The organism is Streptomyces sp. CA-251387, assembly GCF_050936625.1.
Taxonomy (GTDB): domain Bacteria; phylum Actinomycetota; class Actinomycetes; order Streptomycetales; family Streptomycetaceae; genus Streptomyces.
Genome location: NZ_JBNJMJ010000001.1, coordinates 5318339 through 5344622, shown reverse-complemented (window position 1 = coordinate 5344622; position 26284 = coordinate 5318339). Strand labels below are relative to the sequence as shown.

Annotated in this window: 23 protein-coding genes and 1 pseudogene; 11 read left to right on the top strand and 13 right to left on the bottom strand. The window is 70.5% G+C overall.

The features are described 5' to 3' along the window. Positions 1-26: 26 nt before the first annotated feature. A pseudogene (locus ACQEV2_RS23915) lies at positions 27-1132 on the top strand (DUF5937 family protein). Between the two features lie 3 nt (positions 1133-1135). Here ACQEV2_RS23915 and ACQEV2_RS23910 read toward each other — a convergent pair. From ACQEV2_RS23910 to ACQEV2_RS23900, 3 genes are all read right to left on the bottom strand, one after another. Next, complete coding sequence (locus ACQEV2_RS23910) at positions 1136-1780, bottom strand: AAA family ATPase (RefSeq protein WP_433045053.1); 645 nt, start codon at positions 1778-1780, stop codon at positions 1136-1138. Between the two features lie 82 nt (positions 1781-1862). Continuing rightward, positions 1863-2534 (bottom strand): response regulator transcription factor, encoded by a 672-nt coding sequence (locus ACQEV2_RS23905; protein WP_433045050.1) that lies wholly within the window; start codon positions 2532-2534, stop codon positions 1863-1865. 92 nt (positions 2535-2626) lie between these two features. Next, entirely contained in the window at positions 2627-3841 is a 1215-nt protein-coding gene (locus tag ACQEV2_RS23900; protein WP_433045047.1) for a sensor histidine kinase, read from the bottom strand. Positions 3842-3959: 118 nt separating this feature from the next. Here ACQEV2_RS23900 and ACQEV2_RS23895 point away from each other — a divergent pair, with 118 nt between their 5' ends. Next, complete coding sequence (locus tag ACQEV2_RS23895; RefSeq protein ID WP_433045044.1) at positions 3960-5108, top strand: SAM-dependent methyltransferase; 1149 nt, start codon at positions 3960-3962, stop codon at positions 5106-5108. Positions 5109-5119: 11 nt separating this feature from the next. On the opposite strand, the gene ACQEV2_RS23890 is transcribed toward ACQEV2_RS23895, so the two are convergent. Continuing rightward, positions 5120-6271, bottom strand: a complete 1152-nt coding sequence (locus ACQEV2_RS23890; RefSeq protein ID WP_433045041.1) for an NADH-quinone oxidoreductase subunit D — start codon at positions 6269-6271, stop codon at positions 5120-5122. A gap of 31 nt (positions 6272-6302) precedes the next feature. Here ACQEV2_RS23890 and ACQEV2_RS23885 point away from each other — a divergent pair, with 31 nt between their 5' ends. Then, on the top strand, positions 6303-6836 hold the full coding sequence (locus ACQEV2_RS23885) for a PH domain-containing protein (RefSeq protein WP_433045038.1): 534 nt from the start codon (positions 6303-6305) through the stop codon (positions 6834-6836). After that, positions 6833-8167: a PH domain-containing protein gene (locus tag ACQEV2_RS23880; protein WP_433045035.1), complete on the top strand. Its 1335-nt coding sequence runs from the start codon at positions 6833-6835 to the stop codon at positions 8165-8167. Before ACQEV2_RS23885 ends, ACQEV2_RS23880 begins: the two co-directional genes overlap by 4 nt. Positions 8168-8561: 394 nt before the next feature. Here the strand turns inward: ACQEV2_RS23880 and ACQEV2_RS23875 are convergent, their stop codons facing one another. Further along, on the bottom strand, positions 8562-9917 hold the full coding sequence (locus ACQEV2_RS23875; RefSeq protein WP_433045032.1) for a hypothetical protein: 1356 nt from the start codon (positions 9915-9917) through the stop codon (positions 8562-8564). A gap of 144 nt (positions 9918-10061) precedes the next feature. Beyond that, positions 10062-11192 carry an alpha/beta hydrolase gene (locus tag ACQEV2_RS23870; RefSeq protein WP_433045029.1) on the bottom strand — a complete coding sequence of 377 codons (1131 nt, stop codon included), beginning with the start codon at positions 11190-11192 and terminating at the stop codon, positions 10062-10064. 261 nt (positions 11193-11453) lie between these two features. Between ACQEV2_RS23870 and ACQEV2_RS23865 the strand changes: the two genes are divergently transcribed. The 6 genes from ACQEV2_RS23865 to ACQEV2_RS23840 all read left to right on the top strand — a co-directional run bounded on the left by ACQEV2_RS23865 (position 11454) and on the right by ACQEV2_RS23840 (position 16675). Further along, on the top strand, positions 11454-13286 hold the full coding sequence (locus ACQEV2_RS23865; protein WP_433045026.1) for a phosphatidylglycerol lysyltransferase domain-containing protein: 1833 nt from the start codon (positions 11454-11456) through the stop codon (positions 13284-13286). A gap of 119 nt (positions 13287-13405) precedes the next feature. Further along, complete coding sequence (gene folP / locus ACQEV2_RS23860; protein ID WP_433045023.1) at positions 13406-14332, top strand: dihydropteroate synthase; 927 nt, start codon at positions 13406-13408, stop codon at positions 14330-14332. Further along, the gene (locus tag ACQEV2_RS23855; RefSeq protein ID WP_433045020.1) at positions 14329-14832 is read left to right on the top strand and encodes a nuclear transport factor 2 family protein; all 504 of its coding nucleotides are present in this window, start codon (positions 14329-14331) and stop codon (positions 14830-14832) included. The genes folP and ACQEV2_RS23855 overlap by 4 nt, the downstream gene beginning before the upstream one ends. A 317-nt stretch (positions 14833-15149) precedes the next feature. Continuing rightward, complete coding sequence (gene folB, locus ACQEV2_RS23850; RefSeq protein ID WP_433045017.1) at positions 15150-15509, top strand: dihydroneopterin aldolase; 360 nt, start codon at positions 15150-15152, stop codon at positions 15507-15509. Continuing rightward, on the top strand, positions 15506-16117 hold the full coding sequence (folK, locus tag ACQEV2_RS23845) for a 2-amino-4-hydroxy-6-hydroxymethyldihydropteridine diphosphokinase (protein ID WP_433045014.1): 612 nt from the start codon (positions 15506-15508) through the stop codon (positions 16115-16117). The genes folB and folK overlap by 4 nt, the downstream gene beginning before the upstream one ends. Before the next feature lie 69 nt (positions 16118-16186). After that, positions 16187-16675: a DUF3180 domain-containing protein gene (locus ACQEV2_RS23840; protein WP_433045011.1), complete on the top strand. Its 489-nt coding sequence runs from the start codon at positions 16187-16189 to the stop codon at positions 16673-16675. An 11-nt stretch (positions 16676-16686) separates the two neighbouring features. Here the strand turns inward: ACQEV2_RS23840 and ACQEV2_RS23835 are convergent, their stop codons facing one another. The 7 genes from ACQEV2_RS23835 to dacB form a co-directional block, all read right to left on the bottom strand. Beyond that, a complete protein-coding gene (locus ACQEV2_RS23835) occupies positions 16687-17421 on the bottom strand; it encodes a hypothetical protein (RefSeq protein ID WP_433045008.1) in 735 nt (244 codons plus the stop codon). A gap of 265 nt (positions 17422-17686) precedes the next feature. Further along, positions 17687-18292: a GTP cyclohydrolase I FolE gene (gene folE, locus ACQEV2_RS23830; RefSeq protein ID WP_433045005.1), complete on the bottom strand. Its 606-nt coding sequence runs from the start codon at positions 18290-18292 to the stop codon at positions 17687-17689. A 150-nt stretch (positions 18293-18442) separates the two neighbouring features. Then, entirely contained in the window at positions 18443-20482 is a 2040-nt protein-coding gene (ftsH, locus tag ACQEV2_RS23825; RefSeq protein WP_433045002.1) for an ATP-dependent zinc metalloprotease FtsH, read from the bottom strand. 207 nt (positions 20483-20689) lie between these two features. Beyond that, positions 20690-21250: a hypoxanthine phosphoribosyltransferase gene (gene hpt, locus ACQEV2_RS23820; RefSeq protein WP_398814035.1), complete on the bottom strand. Its 561-nt coding sequence runs from the start codon at positions 21248-21250 to the stop codon at positions 20690-20692. A 75-nt stretch (positions 21251-21325) separates the two neighbouring features. After that, positions 21326-22564 (bottom strand): tRNA lysidine(34) synthetase TilS, encoded by a 1239-nt coding sequence (gene tilS / locus ACQEV2_RS23815; RefSeq protein ID WP_433044999.1) that lies wholly within the window; start codon positions 22562-22564, stop codon positions 21326-21328. 215 nt (positions 22565-22779) lie between these two features. Then, positions 22780-23901, bottom strand: a complete 1122-nt coding sequence (locus ACQEV2_RS23810; protein ID WP_433044996.1) for a zinc-dependent metalloprotease — start codon at positions 23899-23901, stop codon at positions 22780-22782. Between the two features lie 154 nt (positions 23902-24055). After that, positions 24056-25666, bottom strand: coding sequence for a D-alanyl-D-alanine carboxypeptidase/D-alanyl-D-alanine endopeptidase (dacB, locus tag ACQEV2_RS23805; RefSeq protein WP_433044993.1), 1611 nt, complete (start codon positions 25664-25666; stop codon positions 24056-24058). Positions 25667-25790: 124 nt separating this feature from the next. Here dacB and ACQEV2_RS23800 point away from each other — a divergent pair, with 124 nt between their 5' ends. Next, entirely contained in the window at positions 25791-26282 is a 492-nt protein-coding gene (locus ACQEV2_RS23800; RefSeq protein WP_031487466.1) for an inorganic diphosphatase, read from the top strand. Positions 26283-26284 lie beyond the last annotated feature (2 nt).

Sequence of the window (26284 nt, the reverse complement as noted above, 5' to 3'; positions counted from 1 at the left end):
TCAGTGCCGGGGTGCACCATGAGGGCATGAGCGTGACCATCGACATCGCGGGGCTGCGGCCGGAGAGGCTCGCCGTCGTGCCCTCCCCCCTGGCCGAGCTCGGCATGGCGCTGCACGCGCTGTCGGAGCCGGGGCACCACCCGGGCCTGCAGGGCTGGGTGACGGGCGTGACGGCCCGGCTGGACTCGCATCTGGCCGACCGGATGTGCGAGGCCGACTTCCTGTGGCGGACGACGTTCTCGGACCTGTTCCTGCCCTTCGCCGGAATCCCGGGCGGGAGCACGCTGCCGGGCGCCACGCTCGCCGAGGAGCTGGACCTGCTGGACAAGCTGACGGACGAGCAGTTCGTGGACGCGGCACTGGAGTTCACGTGCGCGCTTCCGTACACCACGCAGGCACCTGCCGTGCTGGCCGACGCGGAGCTGCGCGGGCGCGCTCTGGAGCTGGCCGCCGCGCGCGGGCCGCAGCAGTTGCGGTTCAGCCGGCGGCTGCTCGACGATCCGCCGCACATCCGGGCCTGGCTGCGGCAGTTCCTGGAGGACTGCGACGAGATGTTCTTCGCGGACGCCTGGTCCCGGCTGCGCCACCAGCTCGCGGCGGACGCCCGCCACAAGACCGACCTGCTGCGGCACAAGGGGCTGACCGAGGCACTGACCGCGGTCTCCCCGGCGGTGAGCGTCGACGAGGCCTCCGGCAGGGTCACCATCGACAAGCTGCGCCTGGGCCACACCGTCATCAAGGACAGCAGCCTGCTGCTCGTGCCGACGAGTCTGGGCTGGCCGCATCTGCAGGTGCTGGATCGGCACGGCTGGCAGCCGGTGCTGCACTACCCGGTCGGCTCCCCGGGGCTCGCCGCGCCTCCTCCGGTCGAGCAGCTGACCCTGAGGATGACCGCCCTGTCCCACCCGGTGCGGATGCAGCTCTGCCGCAACCTCGCCCGCAGCACGTACACCACGAGCGAACTCGTCCAGATCCACGGCATGACCGCGCCCGAGATATCCCGGCACCTGGGCGTCCTAAAGAAGGCGGGCCTGATCACCACCCGCCGCCGGGGCGGTACGTCCTGCACCAGCTGGACGCCACCGCGGTCGCGCGGCTCGGCAGCGACTTCCTCGAAGCGCTCCTGAGGTGACCGTCAGTCGAACCGGATGTGCCTGACCCCGACCCTCGCCTGCCGCAGCCTCGTCCGCAGCGGCCCCTCGTTGTTCGGCCGGAGCCTCAGCCCGGCCAGGACGGCGATCCGGTCCGCCGTCTTGGGCACGGTCGAGTGGTCCGTCCACAGATGCTCGGCGAACTCCGGCTCGCTCAGCCGCTCCAGGCAGTGGTCGAGCTGCTGTACGGCCCAGCTCTCCCGGCGCAGCCCGGCGTTCTTTCCGGCGACGTACGGAAGGACGTAGGGAAGGAGGTGGCCGAAGCCGCGCTCGCGCAGCCGCCTCAGCACGGTCTCCCGCTCGGCGAGGAGGGTGAAGTGCCGTACGTCATGACCCAGTTCGCGCAGTCGGCCGACCGTCTCGGCGAAGTAGTCCGGGTTGGTGACCGTCATGGGGGCGATCACCACGCCGTCATGCTTGGTGAGAGCCAGGTCGAGGACCTCGACGACGCCCTGCCGCCAGGACGCCAAGTCCTGGAAGTCCCCCCGCAGTTCCGGCGGAAGCATCCGCCGCAGGCCGAACCCGGCGTGCTCGGGATCGCAGATCACGCTGCCGGGCAGGCGGCGCTGGATCTCGTGTGCGGTCTGTGTCTTGCCGCCCCCGAAGGGCCCGTTGATCCACAGGAGCATGCGCAGACCCTAGTGGCCGCCGATCACGCGCACGTCACGTCGCCGCCCTCAGCCGTGGGCCGTACTCACACCGCAGGCCTCCTCAACCGTGCCCGCCGGCCCGTACCAGCCCCGTCTCGTACGCCAGGACCACCACCTGCACCCGGTCCCGCAGTCCGAGCTTGGTCAGGATGCGGCCCACGTGGGTCTTCACCGTCGCCTCGGACAGCACCAGCCGGGCCGCGATCTCGCCGTTGGACAGGCCCTGCGCGACCAGCACCATGACCTCGCGCTCGCGGTCGGTGAGCCGCTCCAGCTCCTTGTGCTGGGGCTCCTTGCCGGCGGAGGGCAGCATCGGCGCGAACCGGTCGAGGAGCCGCCGGGTCGTCGACGGAGCCACCACCGCGTCGCCGCTGTGCACCGAGCGGATGGCGCCGAGGAGCTCGGCGGGCGGCACATCCTTGAGCATGAAACCGGAGGCGCCCGCCTTCAGCCCCGAGAAGGCGTACTCGTCGAGGTCGAACGTGGTCAGGATCAGCACCTTGGGCGGATCGGGCTCCGAGCAGATACGGCGGGTGGTCTCCACGCCGTCCAGCTTCGGCATGCGCACGTCCATCAGCACGACGTCGACCGGGGTCGAGCGCAGCACCTGGAGGGCCTCGACGCCGTCGCCTGCCTCCGCGACGACCTCCATGTCCGGCTGGGCGGCGAGCACCATCCGGAACCCGGTGCGCAGCAGCACCTGGTCGTCGACGAGCATCACGCGGATCGTCATCGGGTCCTCTTCCGTGTCTTCCGTGTCCGGCTACGTCTTGCGTATCCGTCTACAGGGCCGTTACAGGTGTCAACAAAGGGCATACGCAGGCGTCAGTGTGCCGGTTTGAGCGGCAGCAGCGCACTGATGCGGAATCCTCCGCCCGGGCGCGGCCCCGCGTCCAGGGTGCCGCCGACCATGCCGACCCGCTCGCGCATCCCGATCAGGCCGTGCCCCTTGCCGTCGGCGCCGCCGTCCTCGTACAGCTCGTGCGGGGCGCCCTTGCCGTCGTCCTCGACGAGCAGGCCGAGGCCGTCGTCGAAGTAGACCAGGCGCACGCTCGCGCCCGCGTTGGGCCCGCCGTGCTTGCGCGTGTTGGTGAGCGCCTCCTGCACGATGCGGTACGCCGTCAGCTCGACGCCGCTGGGCAGCGGGCGCGGGGTGCCCTCGACCTTGAAGTCGACCGGCAGTCCGGAGTTGCGGCACTGCTGGATGAGGTCGTCGATCTGCTCGACGTCGGGCTGCGGGACGTACTCACCGCTCTCCTGGTGCTCGCCGGTGCGCAGGACGCCGAGCAGGCGGCGCATCTCGGCGAGGGCCTGGCGGCCGGTGGAGGAGATGGTCTCCAGGGCCTTCTTGGCCTGGTCGGGCGCGGAGTCGAGGACGTAGGCGGCGCCGTCGGCCTGCACCACCATCACGGAGACGTTGTGCGCGACGACGTCGTGCAGCTCGCGCGCGATCCGGGCGCGTTCGGCGGCGACCGCGACCTTGGCCTGCGCCTCGCGCTCCTTTTCGAGCCGGGTCGCGCGCTCCTCGAGCTGCTCGTAGTAGGCGCGGCGGGTGCGGATCGAGTCGCCGAGCACCCAGGCGAGCGCGAACGGCACCGTCGTGAAGATGACCAGGGCCACGTAGCCCAGGACGCTGGAGTCACGCTCCGGCCAGCGCAGCTGCGCCAGGGGAGCCGCGCACAGACCGACGCTCAGCGCGAGCCGGGAGGCCCAGCGGGCGCCGGTCGCGGCGACGGTGTAGATGATCACCAGGAAGGCGAAGTTGGCGGGCGTCGTCGCCACGTCCAGCACCAGCTGCGCCACTCCCACGCCGATGGCCAGCAGCAGCATTTTCTCCGGCATGCGGCGGCGCAGCGCGATCACCAGGCTCAGCAGGAGGAGGACCGGGACGATGACCGCCTCGGATCCGGTGCCCCGAGCCTCCTGCCCGCCCTCCTGCTCGACGGCCACGGTCACCGCGGAGATCCCGAGAAGGAAGACGGCCCAGAAGCTGTCGACCCATGTCGGGTGCCTGCGGAGGAAGTCATAGAGGCGCTGCACGTAACCCAGAGTAGGGAAGTGAGATGCGTGCAGGGGTCAACCGGAGGGCCGATCCGCATCACGCGCGCGTACTCCGCAAGGTGGAGGCTGTGTTCCCCTGTGCGCTTAGCCTGGGCCGGTGACAGCAGAGGCGACGGACGAGTGGCGCGGATGGCGTGCGGCGGCGGAGTCCGCCCTCTACGGGCCTGGCGGCTTCTATCGCAGGCCCGAGGGCCCGGCCGGCCACTTCCGTACGTCCGTCCACGCGTCGCCCCTCTTCGCCGGTGCCGTGGCCCGGCTGCTGTGCCGGGTCGACGAGGCCCTGGGCCGGCGCACCTCGCTCGACTTCGTCGACATGGCAGCAGGGCGCGGTGAGCTGGTCACCCGCGTCCTGGCCGCGCTCCCCGCCGACGTGGCGGCACGCACGCGTGCGTACGCCGTCGAGATCGCCGACCGCCCGGAATCCCTCGATCACCGGATCGAGTGGCTGCCCGAGCCGCCGCGGCGGATCACGGGCCTGCTGTTCGCCAACGAGTGGCTGGACAACGTCCCCCTGGAGGTCGCGGAGGTGGACTCGGCGGGCGTACCGCGCCAGGTCCTCGTACGACGGGACGGCACCGAGCGCCTCGGGAAGCCGGTCGCCGGCGCGGAGGCGGAGTGGCTGGCGCGGTGGTGGCCGCTGGGGCGCGCGGCGGGAGCGCGGGGCGCGGAGAAGACGCGGGGCACGGAGAAGACGCCGGTTGTGCAAGGGGCGCAAGCCGTTCCGGACACACCGGCCCCGGACGGGCTAGGGACCCTGGACGGGCTACGGGCCCCAGACGGGCTACGAACCCTGGAAGGGCTGCGGGCCGAGATCGGCCTCCCCCGGGACGAGGCCTGGGCCGCCGCTGTCGCGACGCTGGACCGCGGGCTCGCGGTCGCCGTGGACTACGCGCACACGGCGCGGACCCGGCCGCCCTTCGGCACGCTCACCGGCTTCCGCGAGGGGAGCGAGACGGCGCCCGTGCCGGACGGTTCGTGCGACATCACGGCGCATGTCGCGCTGGACGCGTGCGCAACGGCGTGCGCCCTGCCCGGCGTGCGCCTGCTGTCCCAGCGCAGCGCATTGCACGCCCTTGGCATCACAGGCGCACGCCCCCCACTGGAGCTGGCCTCCACACACCCGGCCGAGTACGTACGAGCCCTGGCGAGCGCGGGCGAGGCCGCCGAGCTCACCGCGACGGGAGGGCTCGGGGACTTCGGATGGCTGCTGCAGCCGGTGGGAATCCCGGACGTACTGGCGGATTGAACAGCAGTGCCCTACTTGTCGATGTCCCCCACCACGAAGAACATCGAGCCCAGAATCGCCACCATGTCCGCGACAAGCGTCCCCGGCAGCAGCTCGACCAACGCCTGGATGTTGTTGTACGACGCCGAGCGCAGCTTCAGCCGGTAAGGGGTCTTGTCGCCCTTGCTGACGAGGTAGTAGCCGTTGATGCCGAGCGGGTTCTCGGTCCACGCGTAGGTGTGGCCCTCGGGGGCCTTCAGCACCTTGGGCAGGCGCTGGTTGATGGGCCCGGGCGGCAGCTCGGCGAGACGGTCGAGGCAGGCGTCGGCGAGGTCGAGGGAGTTGTGGGTCTGCTCCAGCAGGCACTCGAACCGGGCGAGGCAGTCACCCTCCTGCCGGGCCACCACGTTCAGAACGTCTTGCAGCTCGCCGTAAGCGAGATAGGGCTCGTCCCTCCGCAGATCGAAGTCGACGCCCGAAGCACGCGCGATCGGCCCGCTCACGCCGTACGCATGCACGGTCTCCGGCGCGAGGGCGCCCACTCCCCGCGTACGCCCCCGGAAGATCTCGTTGCCGAGCACCAGATCGTCGAACCGGTCCATCCGCGAGCGCACATCCGCAACAGCGGCACGCGCGCGCGTGGTCCACCCGGCCGGCAGGTCCTCCTTCAGCCCTCCCACCCGGTTGAACATGTAGTGCATACGCCCGCCGGAGACCTCTTCCATCACATGCTGGAGCTCCTCGCGCTCCGTGAAGGCATAGAAGATCGGCGTGATCCCGCCCAGCTCCAGCGGGTACGACCCGAGGAACATCAAGTGATTGAGCACCCGGTTGAGCTCCGCGAGCAGCGTCCGTGTCCACACGGCCCGCTCGGGCACCTCCATCCCGAGCATGCGCTCGACGGCAAGCACCACACCGAGCTCGTTGGAGAAGGCCGACAGCCAGTCGTGGCGGTTGGCGAGCATGATGATCTGCCGGTAGTCCCGCGCCTCGAACAGCTTCTCCGCGCCGCGGTGCATATAGCCGATCACCGGCTCCGCGCGCGTGATGCGCTCACCGTCCAGCACGAGCTTGAGCCGCAGCACGCCGTGCGTGGACGGGTGCTGAGGCCCGATGTTGAGCACCATGTCGGTGCTCTCCGCGGCGCCGCCGATACCGACCATGGTCTCCGTCGTAGGAGTCATGGACACAGTCTCTCCTACGTACGCTGGCCCCATGGAGACGGGGAGCCCGGAGAACACGGGAACGGTGGGAGACGAACGGGTGGGGACCGACGAGGTGGAGCCGGACCCGGCGTGGACCGGGTTGCCGCCCGGCCTGCTCCGCATGCGCCGACTGTTGCTGGTGGTGTGGCTGGGTCTGCTGACGATCGCCGTGGCAGTGCTGCTCGGGATCCTCGCCGGCCCTGGCTGGGCCACCTTCGCCCTCCTCCCCCTGGCACTGATCGCATGGGGCTGGGTGATGCTCGGCCGCAACTGGCGTTCCTGGCGATACGCCGAGCGCGCCGACGACCTGCTGATCAGCCGGGGTGTGCTGTGGCGGGAGGAGACGGTCGTACCGTACGGCCGCATGCAGCTGGTCGAGGTCACCTCGGGCCCCGTCGAGCGTCACTTCGGCCTGGCGAGCGTGCAGCTGCACACGGCGGCGGCAGCAACCGACGCAACCATCCCCGGCCTCGACCCGGCGGAGGCGGAACGGCTGCGCGACCGGCTCACCGAGCTGGGCGAGGCCCGATCGGCGGGCCTGTGACGACGCCGGGCGTCGACGACGCCGTACGCGAACAGCGCCCCTTGACCGAACGCCGACTGCACCCCGTCACACCGCTCAGGCGCGCATGGGCACCGGTGGCCGTGCTCATCGGATGGGCGGTGCACGACCCGGACCAGGCGCAACGCCAGCTGACGAGGCTGACCACGACCACTCTCCTCCTGGCACTGGCCGTAGTGGTCCCCACAGCCGCCCTGTACGGCTTCCTCACCTGGTGGTACACGCACTTCGCGGTGACGGACACCGAACTGCGCATCCGCACCGGCCTGGTGTTCCGGCGCACCGCGCACATCCGGCTGGAACGCATCCAGGCCATCGACGTCACACAGCCGCTCCTCGCGCGCGTGGCGGGCGTGGCGAAGCTCAAACTCGACGTCATAGGCACGGACAGAAAAGACGAGCTGGCCTTCCTGGGCGCGGAGGAGGCACGCACGCTCCGCGCGGAACTCCTCGCCAGAGCCGCCGGTTTCGCCCCCGAAACGGCACACGAAATAGGCGAGGCACCCTCCCACCAGCTCCTCCGGGTCCCCCCGGCTGTCCTGGCCACCTCCGTCGTCCTCACCGGCGCGACATGGGGAACGCTGGCCGCCGCACTGGTCGTACCGACCGTCCTGTGGCTGATCACCGAAAGCGCATGGACGGTCCTGGCCACCGCGATCCCCCTGTTCGGCGCAGCCGGAGCGACGAGTGTGGGGCGCTTCGTCACCGAGTACGACTGGACGGTGGGCGAGTCACCCGACGGGCTGCGCATCGACCACGGCCTGCTGGACCGCGCGCACGAAACGGTGCCGCCCGGCCGAGTCCAGACCGTCCGGCTCGTCGAACCCCTCCTGTGGCGCCGACGCGGCTGGGTACGGGTGGAGCTGGACGTGGCAGGTTCCTCCAACTCACTCCTCCTCCCGGTCGCCCCGCGCGAGGTCGCCGAATCGGTCATCGCACGCGTGCTGCCCGGAGTGACGGTCCCCCCACGCGCGTCCCTCTCCCGCCCTCCCCGCCGGGCGGGTCGCTGCGTGCCGCTGTGGTGGCGCGGGTACGGCCTGACGGTCACGGACGCGGTCTTCGCCGCCCGCACCGGCCTGTTCCGCCGAAGCCTGGCGCTCGTACCGCACGCGAAGGTCCAGAGCGTACGAATGGCCCAGGGCCCCTGGGAGCGGGTGTGGGGCGTGGCCGACGTACACGTGGACACCGGAGCGAACAAGACGGTGACCGCGCGACTGCGGGACGCCGGGGAGGCGGCGGAACTGCTGCGCGGGCAGGCGGAGCGGTCGCGTACGGGGCGGAGGGATGCGCGGCCGGATCGGTGGATGGCGTGAGGCCTGTGACGTAGGAGCCCGGCGTGGGGGCTGGCCGGGGGCGGGTCGCGCAGCCCGGCGCTGACGGGGTGCCGCTGCGCCCACCCGTGCCGCCCCAGCGGCACGACTGCCGCAGCTAAGTGGGCATGACGGCTACACAGGCTGCTGCGGCCGTAAGGCGATGGCGCGTACCCCCACGGGCCCGCGGTCGCATACGGCGGGAAGGGGACGTGCCGGGGGGTGTCCGCCCGCAGTGGCCGGCGTCAACACGCAGCACCTCCTGGCCTAAGTCCAGCCGCCGGTCCGAGGACGGACACCCCCCGGCACGGCCCCGACCCACAACGAGACCGAAGGCGCAACGCGAACCCCCAACCAGCGACACAGGCCGCCGCAGGCATCCCGCCCAACCACCCCGTCAGGAAACCGCGCTCCGCAGCCCCTGCACATCGATCTGTTCCGTCTCGTCGTGAGCCGTCAGGTCGATGACCTGCCCGACTCCCCGGGACTCCTCGTCCGCAGGCTTGAACTCCGCCTCGGACTCAGCCTTGTGGAGGGCGAGGGCCTCCTGGCCCACGACGTCGGCGAGGTCCTCGTTCTGGACCGACTCCAACGCGGAGGGCGCCGCCCCCTTCTTCGTACCGAAGAAGTCGAACCCACCCTCGACCGCCGGACGCCGCACGGGCGTAGCAGGTACGACAGCCACGGCCGTCGGCGCGATGAAGTGCCCCGCCGGCTGCTGGGCCGGAGGCAGAGCAGGCTGGTCGGCCTTGGCGACCGCGCCTGCCGAGGGGTAGGCGGCCGCGCGCTCGTGCCCGTCGACCGCCCCGGGCTTCCCCTGCGCTTCGTCCTCCAGCGCGGGCTCCGTCACGGACTCGCCGCTGCTCACGGCCTCGGCAGCACCCGAACCATCGTGCGCGGACTCGTCGTTGGAAGGCCCGTCGCCCATCGGAGGCTTGTTCTTCGGGGGCTGGTTCTTCGGAGGCTCATCCTTCGGCGACTCGCCCTTCGGGGCCCCGCCCTTGGAGGGCTCGTCCTTGGAGGGCTCGTCCTTCGACCGCTCGCTGTCCGCAGCACCCTCCTCCCCGTCGAACCGCGCCAACGCCGCCTTGGCCCGCAGAAACAGCCGGGACCCTTCCGGAGAGAAGACCGCAGGAGCCACGGACGTCTCCTCGCCAGCCTGGCCCTCAGCGCCCTCGGCCGCACCCTCGACGTCAGACTCAGCAGCAGGGGCAGCCACAGCCCCCTCCGCAGCACCGGAACCCGAGCCGTCAGCCGGCACCGACACCGGCACAGGCGGCAACGCCCGCGCAGGCACAGCCGCCTCTATCTCCAGAACCCGGCGCTCCTCCAGGACACTCGCCCGCTCGGTCTCCGCCGTGGCGTACCGCCGCAGCAGCGCCGCATGCTCGTTGCGCAGCCCCGCGAGCTCCGCCCGCTTGGCCCGCAGCCGCTGCTCCAGCTTCACCCGCAGCTCGCGCGACTCCTCGAGATCGGTCTCCAGCTCGGCGACCCGCTCCTCGTACCGCCACTCGTCGCTCGCACGCGCGCGCGTGAGGTCGGCGACCTGCTTGCCCGCCTGCGTGTCCCAGCGACGCATGACGACCGCACCGACGACCGCCGTCGCCGCGGCGGCCGCGGCAAGGCCGCGCAGCACGATGGGCTCGGTGAACACCCAGGGGGCAAGGGCACAGACGACGGAGACGCCTGCGATCGCCGACGGGGGCAGCAGCCTGTGCAAGGGCGGGGAATGACGGTGACGTCCACGTGGCATGGCCAGAAACTTACCGCGCGTAGGCGAATCTTGTTGCCCCGCCCCGTAAAAAGACAGCCATCCCGAGCCGTTCGAAGAGCATCAGCAATCAGATGAGGCACCGAATTGCCCAAGAACCAAGATCACAAAGCCCCGCAGGGGACGTCACCTGCCACTCGACCTGCCGCTCAACCGTCCGCTCATCCACTCCAGCGTCCCCGGAATCTCCCGCCGCCAGGTGTTGAAGTTGTGCCCTCCGCTTTCGAGGATGATCGAGGAGATCCGCGTAACGCCGTTCGCCTTCACACGCTCAATGAACTTCAGCGTGTCCTTGTAGTTGGATTCTCCAACTTTGCTGCTGCTGACGAGCAGTGAAGTGTCCGGAGCCGGCATGTGCTTGAGGTACCACCACAGGTTCGCGCGATTGCGCAGTTCCTCGTCGCCATGGAAGAGATCGCCCGTCGTGGCGTCGATCGGCGCGTTGTAGTACGCGGAAAGCCCCGCCCCGGCGGCATACGCCTCGGGATGGTGCAGGGCGAGCTTCAACGCGCAGTAGCCCCCTGTGGAGTCACCGATGATCCCCCAACTGCCGGGCCCGCCGCCCACCCTGTAGTGGCCGCTCACCGCCTCGGGCAGATCCGAGGCGAAGAACGTCTCGGTCTGCGGACCGCCCGGAATGTCCACGCACTCCGTGTCCCGCGGCGGCGCCACGGTCGGCCGCATCATCACCAGGATCATCGGCTGCATACGACCGTCCTCGGCCAGCCTCGCAGCCGTACGCGGATAGTCGAGCTTGTCCACCAGCGCCTGCGCCGTGCCGGGATATCCGGTCAACACGACAGCCGCAGGGAACGTACGCGTGCGGAACTCCGGCTGAAAGTATTCGGGCGGCAGGTAGACGTACGCGGGCGTGGCGATGTGCGTCGTACGGCCCACGATGGCGACCTTCTGGACCTGACCGCCCCTCTGCGGACTGGCGCTCGCCGCCCCCGGCACCCGTCGCGTGTCGACGACCCGCAGCGGCCCACGCCCCGGCGTGTGGTCCACGACGACGCCCTGGCCCTTCTCCTGCCCGAACAGGTCGGCCCAGCTCGCGTAGAACCCGAAGGCCTGGTTGGCGCCGAGACCGACCGCCGCGAAGAGCATCAACTGAGTGGAGAGCAACAACCCGACCCGTCCCGACACTGCCCGCCAGCCGCGCCGCGCCAGCCGTGGCCACAGCCACACCGTGCCGACGAACAGCCCTACGGCGGCCGCGACCGCCAGCGCCAGCACCTTGTCGCTCGTGAGACCCATCGATGGTTACCTGTCCGCACTTTCCGCCCGGACGCCTCGGCCGCGCGGACACATGCTCCCCGCGCTGCCTCCCCCGCTCCTTCGCAAGGGCTTGCCCCGGACTTTCCTTGGCCTTTGAAACGGTTTTGGGGAGCCGAGTGAACCTCTCCCCTCGAGACACCGTCCTAGAGGGCGCAATGTCGCCGGATGCCCGAATCGGCACCGGATCCAAGGTCTCTCGCAGAACTGTGGGATGCGATGTCTGTCAGGACAGATGTGGAAATGTCGGGCAAGGTTCCTGAACGATCGAGCCAGGTGGGGCATCTGTCCGGCCGGGTACGGCACCTGCTGCGCGGGCCGCGCCCCGAGGCCGTACCCGTCCTCGTCGGCCGGGCCGGCGCCCTGGTGGGCCTGCTGAACATCGCCGCAGGCGTCTTCCCGCGCTTCCGGCACAGCCGTATGCACGCCATCGCCGAGGTGCTGCCGGGCGCGGTCGGCCCGTTCGCGGCCGCGCTGTCGCTCAGCACGGGCGTGCTGTTGCTGCTGCTCGCCCACGGCCTCAAGCGCGGCAAGCGGCGGGCGTGGCGCGCCGCCGTCGTCCTGCTGCCGGCCGGAGCCGTAGCGCAGTTCACCTACCGCCACTCCCTGGTGGGCGCCCTCATCTCCGTCGCGCTGCTCGTGGCCCTGCTGCGCCACCGCGACCAGTTCGCGGCACTGCCCGACCCGCGCAGCAGGTGGCGCGCGCTGGCCAACTTCGTCCTCATGGGCGCCGGTTCCCTCGCCCTCGGCCTGGTCATCGTCAGCGCCCACCCGGGGACCCTGGTCGGCGACCCGAGCCTGGCCGACCGCATCACCCACGTCCTGTACGGCCTCTTCGGCTTCGAAGGCCCGGTCGACTACCAGGGCAACACCTCCTGGACGGTCGCCTTCTCCCTGGGCGCCCTCGGCTGGATCACCGCGGTCACCACGATCTACCTCGCCTTCCGCCCCGAACACCCCGCCGCCCACCTCACTGAGGACGACGAGGCCCGCCTGCGCGCCCTGCTGGCCAAGCACGGCGGCCGCGACTCCCTCGGCCACTTCGCGCTGCGCCGCGACAAGGCCGTCGTCTTCTCCCCCAGCGGCAAGGCCGCGGTGACGTACCGCGTCGTCTCCGGCGTGATGCTCGCCAGCGGCGACCCGATCGGCGACGTCGAGGCCTGGCCGGGCGCCATCGAACGCTTCATGGACGAGGCCAAGGCCCACTCCTGGACCCCGGCCGTCATGGGCTGCTCCGAGACCGGCGCCGAGGTGTGGACCCGCGAGACCGGGCTCGACGCCCTCGAACTGGGCGACGAGGCGGTGGTGGACGTCCCGGATTTCTCGCTCGCCGGCCGCGCGATGCGCAACGTGCGTCAGATGGTCAAGCGCATCGAGCGCGCCGGTTACGAGACCCGGGTACGTCGTGTCCGTGACCTCGGCGAGGCCGAGCTGGAGCGCATCCGCCGCGCCGCCGAGGACTGGCGCGGCACCGACACCGAGCGCGGCTTCTCCATGGCGCTGGGCCGCGTCGGCGACCCGGCCGACGGCGACTGCCTGATCGCCACCGCGCACAAGGCGGACGAGGAGCCGGGTCCGTATGGCGACCTCAAGGCGATCCTCCACTTCGTGCCGTGGGGCACGGACGGCGCCTCGCTCGACCTGATGCGCCGCGACCGCTCGGCGGACCCCGGCATGAACGAACTGCTGATCGTGGCCGCGCTCCAGGCCGCCCCGAAGTTCGGCATCGCGCGCGTGTCGCTCAACTTCGCCATGTTCCGCTCGGCGCTGGCGCGCGGCGAAAAGATCGGCGCGGGCCCGGTGCTGCGCGCCTGGCGCGGGCTGCTGGTCTTCCTCTCCCGCTGGTTCCAGATCGAGTCCCTGTACAAGTTCAACGCCAAGTTCCAGCCCCGCTGGGAGCCCCGGTTCGTCGTCTACCGCGCCTCCGCCGATCTGCCCCGCCTCGGCTTCGCCGCCATGCAGGCGGAGGGTTTCGTGAACCTGGCCCTGCCGCTGCCGCGCTCCCTGCGCCGCCGCAGGACCGCTCCGCGCCCGTGCCCGCACCGGGTGGCGGAGCGAGAGGCCCAGGCGGCCTGACCGGAACCGCGGCCACCCGAGACCGGCCCGAGCGGAAGCCTCACCCCGCCCCACGCCCCCGAAGGCTCCCGCTCGGGCCACCGCACGTCGCGGCACCCGCTTGGGCCTACGCTGAACGTATGAGCAAGCAGAGCGGACGCGGGCGCGTCGCGGGCCTTCCGGAGTGGGACCGGTGCGCGGTCATGGGAGTCGTCAATGTGACCCCCGATTCCTTCTCCGACGGCGGCCGCTGGTTCGACGCCACGGCCGCCGTCAAGCACGGCCTCGCCCTCGTCGAGGAGGGCGCCGATCTGGTCGACGTCGGCGGCGAGTCCACCCGCCCGGGCGCCACCCGGGTCGACGAGGCCGAGGAGCTGCGCCGCGTCATCCCCGTCGTCCGCGGCCTCGCCTCCGAGGGCGTCACGATCTCCGTCGACACCATGCGCGCCTCCGTCGCCGAGCAGGCCCTCGCCGCCGGCGCCGCCCTCGTCAACGACGTCAGCGGCGGCCTCGCCGACCCCGCGATGATCCCGGTCGTCGCGGACGCCGGCGCCCCCTTCGTCGTCATGCACTGGCGCGGCTTCCTGCAGGGCGGGAACGTCAAGGGCGTGTACGCGGACGTCGTCACCGAGGTCGTCGACGAGCTCCACGCGCGCGTGGAGGCCGTACTGGAGGGCGGCATCGCCCCCGACCGCATAGTCGTCGACCCCGGGCTCGGCTTCTCCAAGGACGCCGAGCACGACCTCGTGCTCCTCGCCCACCTCGAACGCCTCCTCACCCTCGGCCGGCCGCTCCTCGTCGCCGCCTCCCGCAAGCGGTTCCTCGGCCGCGTCCTCGCCGGCCCGGAGGGCGCGCCGCCGCCCGCCCGGGAGCGTGACGCCGCCACGGCCGCCGTCTCGGCGCTCGCGGCGCAGGCCGGCGCGTGGGCGGTGCGCGTGCACGAGGTGCGCGCCACGGCGGACGCGGTACGCGTCGCGCGCGCCATCGAAGAGGCGCGCACCGCGGAGAACACGCCCGGCGCCCAGGCCGAGCCTGTCGCCGCACACGGCTCCGAAGGAGCCCGGTGAGCGCCCCCCACACCGATGTCGAGCAGGTCGAGGCCGCCAACGCCGCCTTCTACGAGGCCATGGAGCGCGGCGACTTCGAAGAGCTCTCCTCGCTCTGGCTCACCCCGGCCGACCTGGGTGTCGACGAGACGTACCACGACCCGGCCGACGCCGGTGTGATCTCCTGCGTCCACCCCGGCTGGCCGGTGCTCACCGGACGCGGCGAGGTCCTCAGGTCGTACGCGCTGATCATGGCGAACACCGACTACATCCAGTTCTTCCTCACCGACGTGCACGTCTCCGTCACCGGCGACACCGCCGTGGTGACCTGCACCGAGAACATCCTCAGCGGCGGCCCCGCCCCCGAGGGCGGGGAGGAGCTCGGCCCGCTCGTGGGCCAGCTGGTGGTCGCCACGAACGTGTTCCGCCGCACACCCGACGGCTGGAAGATCTGGTCCCACCACGCCTCACCGGTTCTGGCCGAAAACGACGAGGAAGAGGGCGACGGCAGCCCCTCCTGAGTGGGTAGGCGCCCGAAAGGGACGACCACAGGGACGACTCCCAGGAGCCCCGGGGACCACCCGCAAGGGGGCCCTCGGGGCCCCGCCGGGACCAAGAAGTGGTTGGAATCACGTCGCTCCGGGTAGGGGCGGCTACCAACCCGTGAGCCGCCGGGTTCCCCAGGGGAAACACGCGATGAATCCTCCTGGCCCCGGACCGGGCCCACGCCCCCGTGGCCCGGCCCTGTCAGTGCCCGCAGGTAGATTCGTTCGAGGCCGGCATGCCGCCCGCACGCGGCAGCGCCCGGCCGTCACCAACGATTGCAGGAGTGATTCGCGTGGATCGTGTCGCGCTGCGCGGCCTGAAGGCCCGCGGGCACCACGGTGTGTTCCCGCACGAGCGCGAGGAGGGCCAGACCTTCGTCGTGGACCTCGTGCTGGGCCTGGACACCCGGCCGGCCGCCGCCGACGACGACCTGGCGAAGACCGTGCACTACGGCATCGTGGCGGAGGAGGTCGTGGCCGTCGTCCAGGGCGAACCGGTCAACCTCATCGAGACGCTCGCCGAACGCATCGCCCAGGCCTGTCTGAAGCACGAAGGGGTCAAGGAGGCCGAAGTCACCGTCCACAAACCGGACGCGCCGATCACGGTCCCCTTCGACGACGTGACCGTCACCATCACCCGGAGCCGAGTATGACCGCGTTCTTCACCGAAGGTCACAGCGACCCGACCGTACAGCCGGTACCCGCCTCCGTCGTCGAGCAGGTCGACGCCGCCGACACCACCCTCAGCAACCCGAAACGGGCCGTGATCTCCCTCGGCTCCAACCTGGGGAACCGCCTGGAGACCCTCCAGGGCGCCATCGACGCCCTCGAGGACACCCCCGGCGTCCGCATCAAGGCGGTCTCCCCGGTGTACGAGACGGAGCCCTGGGGCGTGGAGCCGGGAAGCCAGCCGTCCTACTTCAACGCGATCGTGGTCCTCAAGACCACGCTCCCCCCGTCGTCCCTCCTGGAGCGGGCCCACGCGGTCGAGGAGGCCTTCCACCGCGTACGGGACGAGCGCTGGGGCGCCCGCACCCTCGACGTCGACATCGTCGCGTACGCCGACGTCGTCTCCGACGACCCGCACCTCACCCTCCCCCACCCGCGCGCCCACGAGCGCGCCTTCGTCCTGGCCCCTTGGCACGACGTCGAGCCACAGGCACAGCTTCCGGGCCGCGGACCGGTGGCCGACCTCCTGTCCGGGATCACGCACGAAGGCGTCACACCGCGCAAGGACCTGGAACTCCGGCTGCCTGAATAGTCGTTAAGGTCAAGACGACACAGTCCGGACCCCACAGTCCGTGGTGACCGGGGGAGCTGAAGGGACGCCGTGAGAGAGCTGCGCATCAGGATGCTGGCCGGTGTGTTCATCGTCGCCGGAGTCCTGTCCTGGGCGGGCGCCCGCCTCTGGAACTCCGTAGGGACCCTGCCGAGCGTCCCCCTGGCCGCCCCCATCGTCCTCGCCCTGATCGCCGTGGTGCTCCTGTCCACGGCGATCTCGATCCGTGCCCGCCTCAAGGCCCAGCGCGAACGCCGCCCCGAGGCCAAGGGCGTCGACCCCCTGATGGCCGCCCGCGCGGTCGTCTTCGGCCACGCCAGCGCCCTGGTCGCCGCCCTGGTCTCCGGCATGTACGGCGGCACCGGCGTCTTCCTCCTGGAGTACCTCGACATCCCCGCCCGCCGCGACCAGGCCATCTACGCCGGCTTCTCGGTCCTGGCCGGCATCGGCGTAATAGCGGCAGCCATGTTCCTGGAGCGCGTGTGCAAGCTCCCGGAGGACGACGAACACGATGGGGCGGGGACGGCGCCCACGGTGTGACGGTGCCGGGCTTACCAGGGCTGCCGGGCGAGGTGGCCGTTCACCAGGAGGCCCGGGTATGGATCGAGGCGGTAGCTGTAGAGCGTGAACGGCTTCGGGCTTTCGGCTCTGCGTAGCCGTACCTCGCGCACTTCGGTCCATGCGGACTCGGCCAGTCCCAGCGGATGCCGCTCGGGCTTGTACGTGCCTCGTGACGGCCAGCTGTCGACCACGACCAGATGCGAGGCCAGACCGCTGCTCTGTGGTGTGAACCTCGCACCGACTACCTGCACCAACTCGGACAGGAATGCCGCATTGGCGCTGACCAACAAGCGCCCGGGCCAGGTTTTCGAACGGAATCCATCCCCGTCCGTGTAGCCGTCGAGAAAGCCTTCGAACGTCTCCCTGTCCCGGAGGACGACACGCGGAAAGCGCTGCCGCATGTGATGGGCGTCCCCGCCCACGTACTGCCTCATCAAGTCAGACAGATACGACGAGACCACGCGCACCCGAAAGCCAGGAACATCGCGCTGAAGGTAGCCGGAAGGACGCGTCACTGCCTCCAGGCGGGCGGGCAACCCGGTTGCTGCGGTAAGGGACCTCGCAAAACGCGCCGCGAACGCCTTGTCGTTGACCACCAGCGAGACGTAGTTCTTACCGACCGTCCCGTCCGCGCAATTGGCGCCGAGCATGTAACCGAAGTCGTAGCCCGGTTTGATGGTCAACCGCTCGCGGCGCAACTTCCGCGCATGCGTCCAGGCGAGCACGGTTCACTCGACGTCTCTCGCATGGACCCAACCGTCAGGCGTACCCAGCAGCTGATCCGGCGCCACGGTGAACGTCACATGGTCGGTCGTCACGTCCACGACATCACGGACCTTTGCTGCCACCACGTGGGTGACGGTCGTCTGAACCGTGCGTTCCCCGTCCAGCGTCCAGAGTCGGCAACCCGCCCGAACGCTCCGCGCCTGCAAGCGCCCAGCGATCGACTCCTCTGATCAAGGACGGTATCGGGCACCACTGACAATCAGCTCAGCGCGCCAGTATCAGGCTCATTGCCTCGGCTCGGGTCGTAGCATCCCGAAGCTGACCCCGCACCGCCGACGTCGTGGTCTTGGCGCCAGGCTTGCGGATACCGCGCACCGACATGCACATGTGCTCGGCCTCGATGACGACGATCACACCCCGAGCCTCGAGGATCTCCATGAGGGAGTCGGCGACCTGCGTGGTGAGTCGTTCCTGCACCTGCAGGCGGCGGGCAAACACCTCAACCAGCCGCGCGAGCTTAGAGAGACCGGTGATCTTGCCGCTTTCTGCCGGAATATACCCAATGTGAGCTACGCCATGAAATGGCAACATATGATGTTCACACAAAGATACGATTTCGATGTCCTTGACCAGGACCATCTCGTCATGCCCGATATCGAACGTAGTCGTCAGGACATCCTCGGGCTGCTGTGTATGCCCAGCCAAGAGCTCCCGATAAGCCCGCGCCACCCGCGCTGGCGTCTCCCGCAGCCCCTCCCGGTCCGGATCCTCCCCGACCGCGATCAGCAGCTCGCGCACGGCGTTCTCGGCGCGCTTCTCGTCGAACTCGCCGATGAAGCCCTCGCCATCCAGCGTCACGGGGTCGGTCATGTGGTGCCTCGTTCCTGTGCGGGTCGCGCGCGTGTGGGCCACGTGCGCGTCTGATCTGCGGACATACCAAAATGCCGCGCCCCCCAGGCTAAAACCAGGGGGACGCGGCATCCATTCCGGGCCCGGCGAGGTCACCGGGGCGGGGCGGCGTCAGCTCTCGGGACGCTCCTCGGCGGCCGGCTCGGTCGCCGGGGCGGGCTCCGCCGCCGTCGACTTCGCGGTGCTGATCGCCGGCGTCGCGCCATTGGCGCCGTTCGTCAGTGCGAGCTCCTTCGGGGAGAGCACCGGCGGACGGGTGGACGGCGTGCGGCGCGAGGAGCCGGTCCAGGCGGGCCGCGGCGGGCGCTTGACGATGGGGGCGAAGATCTCGGCGATCTCCTCCTTGCCCAGCGTCTCCTTCTCCAGCAGCTGCAGGACGAGGTTGTCGAGGACGTCGCGGTTCTCGACCAGGATCTCCCAGGCCTCGTTGTGCGCGTTCTCGATGAGCTTCTTGACTTCCTCGTCCACCAGCGCGGCGACCTCTTCCGAGTAGTCGCGCTGGTGAGCCATCTCACGTCCGAGGAACGGCTCGGTGTTGTCGCCGCCGAACTTGATCGCGCCCAGGCGCTCGGTCATGCCGTACTGCGTGACCATCGCGCGGGCCGTGGCCGTGGCCTTCTCGATGTCGTTCGCCGCGCCCGTGGTCGGGTCGTGGAAGACGAGCTCCTCGGCCGCGCGGCCGCCCAGCATGTAGGCCAGCTGGTCCAGCATCTCGTTGCGGGTCGTGGAGTACTTGTCCTCGTCCGGCAGGACCATCGTGTAGCCGAGGGCTCGGCCTCTCGACAGGATCGTGATCTTGTGGACCGGGTCGGAGTTCGGGGAGGCCGCCGCGACCAGGGCGTGTCCGCCCTCGTGGTACGCGGTGATCTTCTTCTCCTTGTCCGACATGATCCGGGTCCGCTTCTGCGGGCCCGCCACGACGCGGTCGATGGCCTCGTCCAGCATCTGGTTGTCGATCAGCTTCCTGTCCGAGCGGGCCGTGAGCAGCGCCGCCTCGTTCAGGACGTTGGACAGATCGGCACCCGTGAAGCCGGGGGTGCGGCGGGCGACCGCCGAGAGGTCGACGTCCGGGGCGACCGGCTTGCCCTTCTGGTGGACCTTGAGGATCTCCAGACGGCCCTGCATGTCCGGGCGGTCGACCGCGATCTGGCGGTCGAAGCGGCCGGGGCGCAGAAGGGCCGGGTCGAGGATGTCGGGCCGGTTCGTCGCGGCGATGAGGATCACGCCGCCCTTGACGTCGAAGCCGTCCATCTCGACGAGCAGCTGGTTCAGGGTCTGCTCGCGCTCGTCGTGACCGCCGCCGAGGCCGGCGCCGCGGTGGCGGCCGACCGCGTCGATCTCGTCGACGAAGACGATCGCCGGGGCGTTCGCCTTGGCCTGCTCGAACAGGTCACGGACTCGGGAGGCACCGACACCGACGAACATCTCGACGAAGTCGGAACCGGAGATCGAGTAGAAGGGGACGCCCGCCTCGCCGGCGACGGCGCGCGCGAGGAGCGTCTTACCGGTGCCGGGAGGCCCGTAGAGCAGGACGCCCTTGGGGATCTTCGCACCGACGGCCTGGAACTTGGCCGGTTCCTGGAGGAACTCCTTGATCTCCTGGAGCTCCTCGACGGCCTCGTCCGAGCCGGCGACGTCCGCGAACGTCGTCTTCGGGGTGTCCTTGGTGATGAGTTTCGCCTTGGACTTCCCGAAGTTCATGACTCGGGAGCCGCCGCCCTGCATCTGGTTCATCAGGAACAGGAAGACGACCACGATGAGGACGAAGGGCAGCAGGGAGAGCAGGATGCCCACGAACGGGTTCTGCTTGGACGGCGAGACCGTGTAGCCGTCCGGGATCTGCTTCTGCTCGTACTTGTTCTGCAGCGTGTTGGCGATGTTCACGCCTTGGTCGCCGATGTAGCTCGCCTGGATCTTGGTGGCGCCCTCGACCTTTTCGCCGTCCTTGAGCTGGGCCTTGACGGTCTGCTCGTCGCCGGTGGTCAGCTTGACCGACTCGACCTTGTTCTCATTGATCGCCTGAACGACCTGGCCGGTGTCCACCGTCTTGTAGCCGCCGGACGAGCCGACGACCTGCATCAACACGACCACGGCAAGGACGGCCAGCACGATCCACATGACCGGCCCACGGAAGTATCGCTTCACGTCCATCCATACGGAGCGATGCCGCCCCGTCCCTCCTGCCATAGTGAGTTTGATAAGACAGTTCTTCTGACGGTACCCCAGCTTTGACGCCCGTAGCCGCACGGGCGGGCTGTCAAGCCCGTCTGCATGCTCCAACGCCGCGAGGCCCGCCGGGGTTCCCGATCTTCGTACGAGGCTTGGGCCCTTCGGGTCCGGATTTCCGGACCGTCCGGGTCAGCCGCCGTAGACGTGGGGCGCGAGCGTACCGACGAACGGGAGGTTGCGGTACTTCTCGGCGTAGTCGAGGCCGTAGCCGACGACGAACTCGTTCGGGATGTCGAAGCCGACCCACTCCACGTCGATGGCGACCTTGGCGGCGTCCGGCTTGCGCAGCAGCGTGCACACCTTCAGGGAGGCGGGCTCGCGGGAGCCGAGGTTGTTGATCAGCCAGGAGAGGGTCAGGCCGGAGTCGATGATGTCCTCGACGATGAGGACGTGCTTGCCCTTGATGTCGGTGTCGAGGTCCTTGAGGATCCGCACGACACCGGAGGACTGGGTGCCGGCGCCGTACGACGACACGGCCATCCAGTCCATGGTGACGGGGGTGGACAGCGCCCGCGCGAGGTCGGCCATGACCATCACCGCGCCCTTGAGGACGCCGACGATGAGCAGGTCCTTGCCCTCGTACTCCGCGTCGATCTTGGCCGCCAGCTCGGCCAGCTTGGCGTCGATCTCTTCCTTGGTGATGAGTACCTGCTTGAGGTCGGCACCCATGTCTTTCGCGTCCACCCGCATCACTTTCGGTCGTCCCACCGGCCGGTCCCGGCCGCTCTCGCGACCCCGATCGAGGGGCCGGTGGGAGGTCCGGTTTCAGCCTTGCCGAATCACCAGTCTGCCACCCTGGCGCTGGGCGACGACTTTGCCGGGGAGATTGATGGCTCCCTGGCCGCGCCAGCCGGTGATCAGCCGGTCGACTTCTTCGATGTGGCGGGCGAACAGCGCGCCGGCGGGCGCACCGGCCTCGATGGCGGCGCGGCGCAGGATCCGGCGGCGTACGGCGGGCGGCAGCGCGTACAGCTTCGCGCACTCCAGGAGGCCGGCCGAGTCGCGTACGGCGGCCTCGGCCTGGCGGGCCCAGGCGTCGAGGGCGTCGGCGTCGTCGCGGGAGAGCTGGGCCGTGCGGGCGAGGGCCTCCACGACGCCCTTGCCGAGCGCCTTCTCCAGGGCGGGCAGGCCTTCCTGGCGCAGCCGGGACCTGGTGTAGGCGGGATCGGCGTTGTGGGGGTCGTCCCAGACCGGCAGGGACTGGACCATGCAGGCCTTGCGGGCGGTCTGCCGGTCGAGCTGGAGGAAGGGGCGCCGGTAACGGCCGCCGGCCCCCGAGACCGCGGCCATGCCGGACAGGGAGCGGATGCCGGAGCCGCGGGCGAGGCCGAGCAGGACGGTTTCGGCCTGGTCGTCGCGGGTGTGGCCGAGCAGGACGGCGAGGGCGCCGTGGCGTACGGCCGCGTCGTCGAGGGCGGCGTAGCGGGCGTCGCGGGCGGCGGCTTCGGGTCCGCCTTCGCGGCCGACGGTGACGGCGACGGACTCGACCGGGTCGAGGCCGAGTTCGCGCATGCGCAGGACGACTTCTTCGGCGCGCAGGTCGGAGCCGGGCTGCAGTCCGTGGTCGACGGTGACGGCGCCGGCGCGGATGCCGAGTTTGGGGGCTTCGAAGGCGAGCGCGGAGGCGAGGGCCATGGAGTCGGCGCCGCCGGAGCACGCCACGAGCACGAGCGGGGAGGGGGGTCGCTCGTGCGGGGCGGGGGGCGGGGGCTCCTGCGAGGTTGCGCGGAGGGGCTCGTACGGCGGTTCGGGTGCCGTGCCGTGGGGGGCCGTGCGGTGGGAGGCCGTGGCCCGCTCGGGGTCGTACGCGGCCGTGGCGAGCATGGTGGCGGCCGACGTCACGGAGGGCGCCGTCGGCGGTGTCGCGGGCGGCGTCTCGTAGGAGATCGCACGCCGGCTGCCGGGCGCTGTTGCGTCGGTGATGTGGCTGTGTTCGGTGAGGATGTCGTGGAGGACGCGGCGGACCGCCAGGCGTATCGCCGCGACCGCAGGATGGGGACCCATGTCCGGTTCCCTTCATGAAGTTTTCGGGGGGTGAGCCCGAGGTCGGTCACTCAGAGTGTGTAGATGGTGACAGAACCGGGCCGTGCCCCGAGCATTGCACGCCTACCCATCGCCCACGGTCCCTCGGACGGGTGATTGGAGGGGCGTTTGCCTGCCGTCGGCCGGATTCGGTTCACGACGTTCGTATGAGATGCACGACTTCCCGTGTGATTTCACTACTCGGCCTTGCGGTGCACCCGCGCGATCCAGTCCGCCGGTTTGGCGATCTCCGCCTTGGTGGGGAGGGTGTTCGGGGACGTCCACACGCGGTTGAAGCCGTCCATGCCGACCTGGTCGACGACGGCTCGTACGAAGCGTTCGCCGTCGCGGTACTGCCTGAGTTTGGCGTCCAGACCCAGCAGCTTGCGCAGGGCCATGTCGAGCCTCGACGCGCCCTTGGCCCGCCGCTGCTGGAACTTCTCGCGGATCTCGGCGACGGTCGGTACGACCTGGGGGCCGACCCCGTCCATCACGAAGTCGGCGTGGCCCTCGAGGAGGGACATCACGGCGGTGAGGCGGCCGAGGATCTCCCGCTGGGCCGGGGTCTGCACCAGCTCCACGAAGGACCGCCCGCCGTCGTCCTCCTCGGCCTCGGGACGGCCGCCCGCCAGCGACTGCGCGGCCTCGCGGATGCGCTCCAGGACGGTCATCGGGTCGACGTCCGTCTCCCCCAAGAACGACTGGATTTCGCCCTCCAAGTGGTCCCGCAGCCAGGGCACGGCGGTGAACTGCGTGCGGTGCGTCTCCTCGTGCAGGGTCACCCACAGGCGGAAGTCGTGGGGCTGTACGTCGAGTTCGCGCTCCACGTGCACGATGTTCGGGGCGACGAGCAGGAGGCGGCCGCCGCCGTTCTCACCCGCCGGGAGTTCGCGGGTGGCGGGGGCGAAGGTCTCGTACTGGCCGAGGACGCGGGAGGCCAGGAAGGACAGCAGCATTCCGAGTTCGACGCCGGTGACCTTGCCGCCGACGGCGCCGAGCACCGCGCCGCCGGGGCTGCCGCTGCGGCGCTCCTGCATCTTTTCGAGCAGGGGCTTGAGGATCTCGCGGAAGCCGGCGACGTTCGCCCGGACCCAGCCGGGGCGGTCGACGACGAGGAGGGGGGTGTCGTGGGTCTCCTCCGTGCCCATACGAGTGAAGCCCCGGACGTGCTCCTCCGAGGCTTTGGCATGTCGGCGCAGCTCGGCGACGACGGCGCGGGCCTCGTCGCGGCTCACCTCGGGGCCCGGCCGTACGAGCCGGGTCGCGGTTGCCACCGCGAGATTCCAGTCGACCATCTCGGCACCACCGATGCTCGTCATGTGTCAACCGTACGTGAGCGTTCCCACTTGGGGCAGGCCGTGACGGGTTGGCTCGGTTGGCGGTGAGTTGTGTGGGGGCCCGGCGTTGTGCCCACGGCGGTGGCGGCACGACCGGCGGCGGCAGCGGCGAGCGGCGTGACCCGCCGCGATGTGGTCAGTCGCAGCCGCACGCCGCCAGTGCCGTCGCCGCCTTGTCCAAGGCGGACTGGGCCGCCCACGGGTCCGTCGTGTTCGAGGACAGGAAGGCGAAGGACAGGAGGCGGCCGTTTTGGTCGACCACCGTGCCCGCGAGGGTGTTCACACCGGTCAGGGTGCCTGTTTTGGCTCGTACGATGCCTGCCGCGCCGTCCGTGTAGCGGCCGGCCAGGGTGCCGGTGAAGCCTGCTACGGGGAGGCCGGTGAGGGTGGGGCGGAGTTCGGGGTGGGCCGGGTCGGCCGCCTTGGCGAGGAGGGTCGCGAGCAGGCCCGCCGTGAGTTTGTCGGCGCGGTCGAGACCGCTGCCGTCCTTGACGTCGATGCCGGACACCGGCAGTCCGAGCTTCGTCAGCTGGGCCTCGATCGCCTCGCCGGCGCCGTCGAAGTCGGCGCGCTTCCCGCTTGCCACGGCCGTCTGGCGGGCGAGGGCCTCGGCGATGTCGTTGTCGCTGTTGGTGAGCATCCGCTCGACCAGGGCGGAGAGCGGGGGCGAGGAGACCTCGGCGAGGGACTCGGCCCGGTTGGTCGCCTTGGAGAGGCCGGGGGATGTGGTCTTGATGCCGTGGTCCGCGAGGAAGGACGCGAACCTGGTCGCCGCGTCCTTCGCCGGATCCGCCACCCGGGGCGCCGGGCCGCTGCTGGAGCCGTCCGTGCGGGCCTCGTCGGCCATCAGGGGGGTGACCCGGGCGAGGTTGTCGTTCACGCCGATGGGGTGCAGGTCGCGGCCCGCGTAGAGGGTCGTGTCGAAGGAGAGGGTGACCTGCCGTACGTCCCGCTTCTGCAGCGCCTCTGCCGTGGCGGAAGCCAGCTCGCGCAGGCTCGCCCAGCCCCCGTCGTCCTTGCGAGCCGTCAGCGTGGGGTCACCGCCGCCGACCAGGACCAGTTCCTTCGTGTCCGGTTCGAGGACGGTACGGGTGGTGAGGCGGTGGTCGGGGCCGAGTGCGGCGAGGGCGGCCGCGGCGGTGGCGATCTTCGTCGTCGAGGCCGGGGTGAGGGGCTCGGCGGCTCCTCCGCCGTAGAGACGCTTGCCGGTGGCCACGTCCACGACCGCCGCCGCCCTGCGGGTGCCGAGCCCCGGTACGTCCAGGAGCGGCCCCAGGACGCCGGCGAGGGCCTTGCCGTTCGGGGCCGACTTCACGGTGTTGGTGCCGCCGCCGAGGCCGGTGAGGACGGAGGCGGCACTGGGGGCGGGACGGGGCGCCTCGGCCGCCGTATCGGAAGTATCGGCGGTATCGGAAGTATCGGCCGTATCAGCTTTACGGCCGTGATCTGTGCCACCCGTGCGCTCCCGGGCGGCCGCCCAGTCCCGCTCGGCCGTACGCTGACCGGTGGAGTCCCAGGGACCGGCGGCGGTGACCACTCCGGCGGCCAGCGCCAGCCCGGCGGTGGCGGCGCCCGCGGTGTACTGCCAGGTCTTCGGCTTGCGTGTCCGCGCGGCCTGCGGGGAGACGGCTCGCACGAGCCGGGCGGCCCGTGGTTTCGCGGCCGTCGCGGCGCGTGCGAGACGTGGGCGTACGGCCTGTGCGGCTCGCGCCAGACGCGGTCGTACGGCGTCCGCGACCCGCGTCACATGCGGTCTCGCGGCTCGCCAAGGCCTCAGCTCTGGCACGACCACCAGCCCCTTTCGCGATCACACACCTGCGTGAGGGACACTTAACCACCAGAACTATGTGCTGATCATGGAGGAGCCACCGGTGGAGTTCGACGTCACGATCGAGATCCCGAAGGGTTCGCGGAACAAGTACGAGGTGGACCACGAGACCGGTCGGATCCGCCTGGACCGTCGCCTCTTCACCTCGACCGCCTACCCGACCGACTACGGCTTCGTCGAGAACACCCTCGGCGAGGACGGCGACCCGCTGGACGCGCTGGTCATCCTGGACGAGCCGACCTTCCCGGGCTGCCTGATCAAGTGCCGCGCGATCGGCATGTTCCGGATGACGGACGAGGCCGGCGGCGACGACAAGCTGCTGTGCGTGCCGGCGACGGACCCGCGTGTGGAGCACCTGCGTGACATCCACCACGTGTCGGAGTTCGACCGCCTGGAGATCCAGCACTTCTTCGAGGTCTACAAGGACCTGGAGCCCGGCAAGTCGGTCGAGGGCGCCGACTGGGTGGGCCGCACCGAGGCCGAGGCCGAGATCGAGCGGTCGTACAAGCGCTTCAAGGACCAGGGCGGCCACTGAGG